A 9,180-nucleotide genomic window follows, 5' to 3' on the forward strand; every position below is an offset into this window, starting at 1 on the left:
AAAATGGTTAGCAGAATTTAAAACAATATATTTGTATATATAATTTTGATAAGCACGCATGAACCATTTAAAAAATGAAAAGAGCCCATATTTACTTGAACATGCCAATAATCCTGTTGACTGGTATCCATGGTCTGATGAGGCATTTAACCTTGCAAAGAGCCTTGATAAACCTGTTTTCCTGAGCATAGGTTATTCCACATGCCACTGGTGCCATGTAATGGATATGGAAAGTTTTAGTGATAATGATGTTGCGGCAAAAATGAACTCAACATTTGTATGCATAAAGGTTGACAGGGAGGAACGGCCTGACATAGATTCTTTATACATGACAATGAGCCAGATTCTTACAGGCCAGGGAGGATGGCCGTTAAATATGATACTTACCCCTGATAAAAAACCAATATTCGCATTTACATATATACCAAAAACATCCAGAAATAACATGCCGGGCCTTATTGAGATATGCGATAGTGTAATGGAACTCTGGCAGCACAGAAGGTCTGAACTTTTAAAAAATGCTGATTCCGTAATAGGGGCAATTGAAAATTATGAAAACAGTGAAAATAAAAGCAATGATTATGATATAAAATCCCTAATTGAAAATGCATATAAATCACTTTCAAAAAATTTTGATTCCGAGTCAGGCGGCTTTGGGTCAAGCCCAAAGTTTCCATCATTCCAGAATCTAATATTTTTAATGCAGTACTATAAAAAATATCATGATGAAAATGCTTTAAATATGGTTGAAAAAACATTAAGAAATATGCGCCTTGGAGGTATTTACGATCAAATAGGTGGTGGCTTTCACAGGTACTCAACAGACTCAATATGGAGAATACCGCATTTCGAAAAGATGGCATATGACCAGGCCCTTGCAATTTCAGCATACAGCTTTGCCTACTCTTTAACAAAAAGGGATCTTTATAAAAACACCGTTGATGAAATTTTTAATTTTGTTAAATCTGATATGTTTAATGGTGCATTTCTTACCGCAATTGATGCGGATTCAGAGAATGAGGAGGGTAAATATTATCTATGGGATTACACAGAACTAAAAAATCTGGTTGATGAGGATTTTATGAAAACAGTTGATGTTTTACCGCAGGGTAATTTTTATGACGCCTATTCAAGACCAACAGGAAAAAATATCATTTACATTCCACAGAATTTGAATGACGATGAAATTTTTAATAAAAAGTTTAGAGAAAATATATTAAGGCTCCACCAGGCCAGGGATAAAAGGATAAAACCAAATACCGATGACAAGATATTATCCGATATAAATGGCATGATGATAGAGGCACTTTCAAAGGCATATATTGTTTTTAAAAAACCTGAATATCTGGATCTTGCTGAAAATGCTGCAGATTTCATCATCTCAAAAATGTATAAAGATGGTGTGCTTATGCACAGATACCGTCAGGGGGAATCTGAAATCCCGGGATTTCTTGATGATTACGCGTTCTTTGCCTCGGGCCTGCTATACCTCTATGAGGCAACATTTAATGATATTTACCTTAATTATGCAGATGATCTCATAAAAACAATGATAGGTAAATACCATGATAAATCATCAGGAGGTTTTTACTCATACCTGACAGATCTGCCGGTCAGGTTAAGGGAAAGCAATGATAATGCAATTCCATCAGGCTTTTCAGCAGCATTAAATGATATTATCATTGAATCATATATTCATGATGAATACAATGAAATTATTGATAACAGCATAAGGTCTGTTGCATCCAGTATTAAAAGGAATCCTGTATTTTTTACAGGTTCATTAAATGCATTGTTTAAAAGAATAAATATGTATAAGATAGAAACAACCAATGAATCTGCAATAAATTCTATACTAAAATACTATCCATGGAACTACTTTATTTTAAAAAAAGGTGATAATAAAATAAATGTATGCGATGAAAACAAATGCTATAATATAGATGAATCAATGATACCAAAATTGATTAATGCTTAAATACACCTATGCAATAATAAAATGATGAAATGCATAATATGCGGAAAGAACGAGGCATATAAACATGGTATGTGTTCATCCTGCCTTGCCGATCAGATCCGCCTTCAGTCCAGTAAAATGGAGATTACAGTATGCCCAAAATGCGGGGCACTTAAAATAAATAAAAAATGGTATTATAATGATACTGAAAATGTATTGAAAAGACAGGCCCTTGGCCATATTAATATCGATAATGGCAATGTTGAATCCATAAATAATCTGGAGTTAAGTGATGATAGAATCATAATAAATATAGATGTAAATAGCAAAACACTTGGCATGGTAAATAAAACAGCTGAAATAGATCTTAAAATTTTAAAGGAAAGCTGTCCTGTATGCAACAAGGTTACCGGGTCTTATTATGAGGGTATAATACAGCTAAGAACGTTCAGCACAGAATTTGACAGCAGGCTCAATGATGCCAAAGACCTAATTGTGTCGTATGTAAGGGATTTAAACAGGGATAACCCAAATTCCTTTATAAGCAGGATAGAAAATAAAAGGGAGGGCATAGACATATATCTGGGCAGAAAGGAGGACGCAATAAAAATAGATAAGCTTTTAAATAGCATGTATTTTACATCAATGAAGCAAACAAAATCACTTGCCGGGAGAAAGGATGGCAAAGACATATTCAGATACACACATTTAATAAGAATACTTGATGTTACAAAGGGATCAATATTATTTGATAAAAAATATTATATGGTTACATCCATATCAGCAAACAGCATTGGGATTATGGATTTGGACACCCAGACCACAGAAAATATTACACAGAAGGAATTTTACAGAAGGAATTTTAATATTATAAGAAAGGAGCCATTAATTGATAAATTCATAGTAATATCCACTGATGGTGGAGAATCACAGATAATGAATTCTGAAACATATAAAATTATAACTGTAAGACAGGTATTTGACTCAAAGGAGGTCTCGCTTTACAAATACCGGGATAGGTACTACAGCATGTAAGCATTTGAAGAAATTTAATAAATCATAACCGCGCGCTTAAAATTTTATGGCTTATTTAAACCAATTTAGAATTACGGTGAATCACCGGATAATACCACCAAAGTTTTAATAATATATTTGCCTTTTTAATTTATGGCAACAATTGAGGGCCTTCAAAAAATTGCAAGGGAATTTGTTGAAAAAAGGGACTGGCAAAAATTTCAGACATTAAAGGATTTATCAATGAACTCTGCCATAGAATCCTCTGAACTCATGGAGATATTTCTATGGCACGATCTAAATTTTGAGGCTGATATTAAAAACGGGCGTAATCCTGATATAATGAAAAAGATACAGAATGAAATATCTGATATATTTTTCACATGCCTTGCAATGGCAAACGAGCTGAACTTCAATCTTGAGGATGCATTCTTAAATAAAATGTCTGAACTGGATCAGAGGTATGATGTGGAAAAGGTCAGGGGAAAAATAGTAAAAATACCATCACCGGACCATAAGGAAAAGTAACAGCAGCTATTTTAAAAATTTCATTAATTTAATTTTGTGTGTAAATTGATTTATATATCCTGTAAAACTTCCCCTCCTTTTTAAGCAGGGCCTGCGGATTTCCATATTCCACTATGCTGCCATTATCAAGATAATAAACAGCATCCGTATGAAGTATTGTTTTAATATGATGTGCTATTATAATCATTGTCTTATCCGCCATTAAATTCAATAATGCATCCTGAATTCTTTTTTCATTGATTGAATCAAGTTCAGATGTGGCCTCATCCATTATTATAATATCAGGGTTTTTAATAACGGCCCTTAAAATTGACACCGCCTGCCTCTGCCCCTCAGAAAGCCTGTTTCCATGCATGCCAATATCATCATGCAAATTTAAACCTGAAAATACCTCTGAGAGGCCAAGATCATTAATTTTATTTTTTATTTCCTCCTCTGTAATATTTTCATTTGAAAATTTAATATTGTCCAGAATGGTGCCATCAAACAGAAAGGGATCCTGAAGTATCACACCAAAATGTTTTCTGTAATTATATGTATTAATTCTTGAGATATCAATATTGTCCATTAAAATTGATCCTGAATCGGGATGATAGAATTTTAGTATTAAATTTGTAATGGTGGTTTTTCCAGCACCCGTTCTGCCCACAAGTGCTATTTTTTCACCCTTTTTTATCTCCATTGATATATTTTTTAAAACCCTTGTTTTATTGTATGAAAAATCCACATTAATAAGTTTTATTGACTCTTTTAAGCTGATATCATCCACATCATAATGATTTTCCTCTGCAGGCTCATCAATTATTCTATAGATACGTTCCACCGCAATTGATGATGACTGGTATGAGTTATAAAACTGGGAAAGCTGGACAATGGGCGTGAAAAATCCCTGAACATATATGACAAAGGATACAACAAGGCCTATGCTGATGGTACCGGATAATATCTGCATGCCACCCATATAAAGCACAAGGATAATTCCGGCCGCCTCAATAATCTCCATCATGCTGGAAAAAATTGATGTTAATTTAACTGCATTAACATTTGCATTAAAATTTATTCCTGTTGAGCGATTCAAACTGCCTTTCAAATACATCCTCTGCACCATTTGATTTAACAGCATTTATACCATTTATTGATTCTGAAACACCACCTGTTAATGCTGCTATTTTTCTTCTAACCTCATGATAATTATATCTTATTTTTCCGCTCATAATTGCAATTACCGCCAGAAGGAACGGAATAACAATAATCGCATAGGCAGTTAACACAGGGTCAAGGTAAACCATAATTATTATGGATGCAATTATGCCAATTACACCTGCAGCAACCTGTGGAAGTTGAAATGTTAAAAATTCGCTTAATGTCTCAGCATCGTTTGTAATCCTGCTAATGATCTGGCCTGACTGTTTCTGGTCATAATATGATAGCGGCACATACTGTAAGTTTTTAAACATGCTCTGGCGCAGGCTTTTTATAACCTGCTGGGCCGTAATCATGGAAAAAACGTCCTCTTTTTTGATGCAATATAATTAATAAAGTATACCAAAATATAAATTATTGAGAATAAAACCACAAGCCTGAATCTAAGATCCAGTATATAATCAACAGAAAGGCCTATAAACAGTGGGCCAAGCATTGAAACTGCAGATGTTGCTATTATTGAGATTATAATAATTAATGAATTCTTCCGGTAACCCAGCATCTGCCTTATTAATCTTATAAGGTATTTATTAAACATTAATTATACCTCCTGGCTTTCATAAAATTGAGCCATTATGGGGCTGTGCTTTTCAACATAATCCCTTGGGCCATGATCAATTACTGCACCATCCTTCATTATTATTACAAAATCTGCAAGACTTAATGCGGAAATTTTGTTGCTTATTATAATTGCAGTCTTGTCAATAATATAGTTTTTGAGCGACTCAATAATCTCATGTTCCGTGTAAACATCCAGATTTGCGGTGGAATCATCAAAAATAATAATTTTTGGATTTTTTATAACCACCCTTGCAATGGCTATTCTTTCCTTCTGGCCCCCTGAAAGGTTAATGCCCCTTTCACCAATGAGTGCGCCATATTTGTCTGGAAGTGATTCTATAAAATCATCAATGCCTGCAATTCTGGCAGCATTTTTAATCTCATCATCTGTATATTCCATGCCAAGCGTTATATTAAATTTAATTGTGCCGGAGAATAATGTTATGTCCTGTGAAATTATTCCTATGGTATTCCTTAGAATCTTATCGTTTATTTCCCTTAATTCATTTCCACCGAGATAAACATGGCCATCATAATTCTTATAAAGACCGGATATTATGTTTGCAAGTGTTGTTTTACCGGATCCAGTAAAGCCCATTATCATTATCTTTGACCCCTCATGCATATCCATGTTAATATTTTTCAGCAGGGTCCTGCCATTGATATTATAACTCAAATTAACTATTTTTATATCATATGAATTTATGTTTTTTATAGAATATAAATCTTTCTCCGGGGTATAATCCATTGAATTAATCCTTTCAAGGCTGGCCCTGCCATTTTCATAGAATGATATGTACCTTCCATAAAATCTAACCGGTCTGAGCACTATGGCAAAAACATTGACTGCTGCTATTATTGAACCAATGCTAAGATTATAATAAACAGACCGGTAGCCACCATATATTATTATGAAACCTGTTGCCATGCTTATTAGAAAGAGTGATAATGGCACATAAAAGGACCTTATTGCCGCAATATTTTTATAGTCCCCATAGTAGTCATCTGTTATTGAATTAAATTTATTTATTTCACTGTCCTCAGCATTAAAGGATCTGACAACCCTGTTACCGGCAATATTCTGGTTCAACCTATCATTCATATATCCATATTTTGACCTTAAACCCCTCCAGTACGGCCTCTGTAATATCTGTAATTTAACAGTTAACAGGATCACAGGAATGATTACAGCAAAGAATATTAATGTAAAACCATAATAAAGCCTTGTCAAATCTATGGCTGCAACAATTATTAGGAATGTTACACTGAAGAAGTTTGACAGTGTCATATTTATTAATCGGCGTAATGTTTCCATATCCATTGTGAATTTTGATAATGTATCGCCGGGGTGATTCTGCATAAAATATTCATAATTTCTGTCCATTACCTTTTCAAACTGTTCCCTTCTTAAATTATATATAAATCTCTGGCTTACCTTATTTGAATAATAATCAATAATAAATATAAAAAATGATACAAGTGCCGATACAAATAATATTAGGATGGAGAAATGATAGATTCCCATAAAATTTTTTTCCTTCATTGAATTTACCGCATCACCGATATAAAGCGGTATTAACACACTAAAGTATGCAAACAGAATGGATGCTGCAACAACCGCTGTAATGAGATGCCACAGCCCCCTGACATTCCTAAATATTATGGAGTAATCATTTAACCTATAACGCATTATAAATCTATATGCCCGATTTGTATTTTTATTTATCTTTTACCGGTATTAAGTGAATAAAAAATTAAAGTTTCATACCGATAATATTATATATTCTCATTAGTTTATTGTATTTGGGATAAAATGAGTGGTGAAAGATATTATTACTATTTAAAACTCATTAATTCACCAGCAGATAATTCCATAGATTATTTCATGGATATATCCCAGCAGCTTGAAAATGATGCAGGCCTGGATGAAAATGAGATAATAAGCCTTGAAAATATAATCAACGATGCAATGGCAAGGTATAACAGGGTGCCCGTAAGGGTGGTTAATTCTGTAACAGGCATGGAGGAGGAGCCACCAAAAACTACAGTTGATGACTTCGGGGGCAATGCCATTTATTTAGGCATCGAGAAAAAGTATGGCATAGAATGGAAGGTTTATGAGCCAAAGTATGATTACAGCCTGCTCTTTAAAAAATGGTATTACAATGAAAATATTTCAAAAAAATTAAACACAATACTCAGGCCTGCCATACCGGGAAGGCTGAGCAATTATTTTGACATACCGCCATGGATGTTCGGTACAAGCTCGTTAAAGGGTATAAAATACGTTGGCCTTAAGGATATAATAGACGCAGCTGTATCCATGGAGGTTATCCCAAATAAATATCACCTTGTTTCTAGGGGTATACCAAAAGAATTTATAGACCATCTAAAGGAGGGTGATATGTGGATTTGAATTTTCTTATTTTTCTGTCATTCAATGTATGACAGAATTAATTATTTCATTTTAAATAAAATACATAAAAAATTGAAAACGTTTAATTAATAGCTAATAATTATAGAATATATGTTAGAGGATAAATTTATTGATGTGGATGGTGCAAGCATACATTATATTGAAAGCGGATCTGGAAAGCCCTTTTTAATGTTTCATGGGGCAAGATTTAACTGCAGGACATACGAGGAAACCGGCACAATAGATGCCGTTGCAAATTCTGGTTTTCACGCAATATCTGTGGATTTCCCGGGTTTCGGCAAATCTGCAAATCTTAGCATATCATTATCAGAATTTATTAACAAATTTATGACAGCACTAAAAATTAAGAGTGCAATAATTCTTGGTGCATCCATGGGTGGTGAGGCTGTTGTTGGCTTTGCAGTAAATTATCCTGATATGGTTGATGGCCTTGTACTCAGCGGTGCTGTTGGTGTTTCACAGTATGAGGAAAAATTAAATAATATTTCAGGCAAGCCAATGCTGTTAATGTGGGGCAAAAACGATGCCGTTTCACCACAGAATAATTATGAGCTGCTGTTAAAATACAATAAAGAGGCAGAGTTTTATAATGTTGGAAGGCAGCACGCATGCTATCTTGACGACTCTAAAGAGTTTAACCAGCATATAACAGATTTTTTAAAAAAATTGTAATTTTTATTATTATCATTAAAATAAAATGCGAAAAATTATATACTCCAGATATCATTAACACATATGTCCAGTCTTAAAAAGGAATACGAGGAATTAACACAAACTTTAAAGGGGCTGCAATCAGAGCTTGGGGATAAGGATAATGAGATCGCCCAGCTGAAGGAAAAGATAACACAGCTTGAAAATGAAAATTCAAAGCTTAATGATACAATTATGGAAAAGGATTCTGAGATAGAAAAATACGCAAAATCACAGGCAGATTTAAAGGACCAGATATCTGCGCTTTCCGATTTAAAGGATAAATTTACAGAGGAAATTGAGAGTTTTAACGCACAGACACAGCATTATAAGGATGAAATTAATGATTTGAATAACAGGCTTTCAGAATCCGGAAACCAGATACAGGATTTAAAATCGGAGTTGCATGATCGGGATATTAAAATCGCATCATTAAACAGTGATATAAATTCAATACAAAAAAAATTTAATGATTTAATGGAGGAAAACAAAAAATTAAATTCAATTTTAAAGGATTTGCAGGATAAAAATGATGATCTTTCATACCAGATAAAGACACTGCAGCTGGAGGATAAAAACAACAAGGATATTATAGATAGCTATGAAAAGGAGCATGAACTTTTTAAAGGCCTTCTTGAAAAATACAGATATATATTAAATAACAATATATCAATGCTGACAACAGCAAAATCACGTACATATTCAAGAACAAAAAAGGCAAAGGAGGCAGATAAAAAATCACAGTAATTTAAAAAAATTTTATTGCATTAAAATAATGTTATTATTTTAA

General features: G+C 33.5%; 10 protein-coding genes. 6 read left to right on the plus strand and 4 right to left on the minus strand.

From position 1 onward, the window contains the following. Window positions 1-58: 58 nt before the first annotated feature. From AOG55_RS08390 to AOG55_RS08400, 3 genes are all read left to right on the plus strand, one after another. Window positions 59-1,978 carry a thioredoxin domain-containing protein gene (locus AOG55_RS08390; protein ID WP_084779436.1) on the plus strand — a complete coding sequence of 640 codons (1,920 nt, stop codon included), beginning with the start codon at window positions 59-61 and terminating at the stop codon, window positions 1,976-1,978. 24 nt (window positions 1,979-2,002) lie between these two features. Continuing rightward, window positions 2,003-2,992: a 60S ribosomal export protein NMD3 gene (locus tag AOG55_RS08395; protein WP_048101416.1), complete on the plus strand. Its 990-nt coding sequence runs from the start codon at window positions 2,003-2,005 to the stop codon at window positions 2,990-2,992. Between the two features lie 132 nt (window positions 2,993-3,124). Next, complete coding sequence (locus tag AOG55_RS08400) at window positions 3,125-3,499, plus strand: MazG-like family protein (RefSeq protein ID WP_048101415.1); 375 nt, start codon at window positions 3,125-3,127, stop codon at window positions 3,497-3,499. A gap of 28 nt (window positions 3,500-3,527) precedes the next feature. Here the strand turns inward: AOG55_RS08400 and AOG55_RS09705 are convergent, their stop codons facing one another. Genes AOG55_RS09705 through AOG55_RS08420 form a run of 4 tightly spaced genes read right to left on the minus strand, consistent with a single transcriptional unit; the run spans window position 3,528 to window position 6,953 of the window. After that, window positions 3,528-4,595, minus strand: a complete 1,068-nt coding sequence (locus AOG55_RS09705; protein ID WP_236689000.1) for an ABC transporter ATP-binding protein — start codon at window positions 4,593-4,595, stop codon at window positions 3,528-3,530. Beyond that, window positions 4,549-4,998 carry an ABC transporter transmembrane domain-containing protein gene (locus AOG55_RS09710; protein ID WP_055041169.1) on the minus strand — a complete coding sequence of 150 codons (450 nt, stop codon included), beginning with the start codon at window positions 4,996-4,998 and terminating at the stop codon, window positions 4,549-4,551. The genes AOG55_RS09705 and AOG55_RS09710 overlap by 47 nt, the downstream gene beginning before the upstream one ends. Continuing rightward, window positions 4,995-5,240: a hypothetical protein gene (locus AOG55_RS09715; RefSeq protein WP_048101413.1), complete on the minus strand. Its 246-nt coding sequence runs from the start codon at window positions 5,238-5,240 to the stop codon at window positions 4,995-4,997. The genes AOG55_RS09710 and AOG55_RS09715 overlap by 4 nt, the downstream gene beginning before the upstream one ends. A gap of 3 nt (window positions 5,241-5,243) precedes the next feature. Then, window positions 5,244-6,953 carry an ABC transporter ATP-binding protein gene (locus AOG55_RS08420; protein ID WP_055041170.1) on the minus strand — a complete coding sequence of 570 codons (1,710 nt, stop codon included), beginning with the start codon at window positions 6,951-6,953 and terminating at the stop codon, window positions 5,244-5,246. Between the two features lie 123 nt (window positions 6,954-7,076). Here AOG55_RS08420 and AOG55_RS08425 point away from each other — a divergent pair, with 123 nt between their 5' ends. From AOG55_RS08425 to AOG55_RS08435, 3 genes are all read left to right on the plus strand, one after another. After that, the gene (locus tag AOG55_RS08425) at window positions 7,077-7,679 is read left to right on the plus strand and encodes a hypothetical protein (protein WP_048101411.1); all 603 of its coding nucleotides are present in this window, start codon (window positions 7,077-7,079) and stop codon (window positions 7,677-7,679) included. Between the two features lie 111 nt (window positions 7,680-7,790). Continuing rightward, entirely contained in the window at window positions 7,791-8,372 is a 582-nt protein-coding gene (locus AOG55_RS08430; RefSeq protein WP_055041171.1) for an alpha/beta fold hydrolase, read from the plus strand. Window positions 8,373-8,435: 63 nt separating this feature from the next. Beyond that, a complete protein-coding gene (locus tag AOG55_RS08435; RefSeq protein WP_055041172.1) occupies window positions 8,436-9,137 on the plus strand; it encodes a hypothetical protein in 702 nt (233 codons plus the stop codon). Window positions 9,138-9,180: the final 43 nt, after the last annotated feature.

Source organism: Acidiplasma cupricumulans (assembly GCF_001402935.1).
Lineage (GTDB): Archaea > Thermoplasmatota > Thermoplasmata > Thermoplasmatales > Thermoplasmataceae > Acidiplasma > Acidiplasma aeolicum.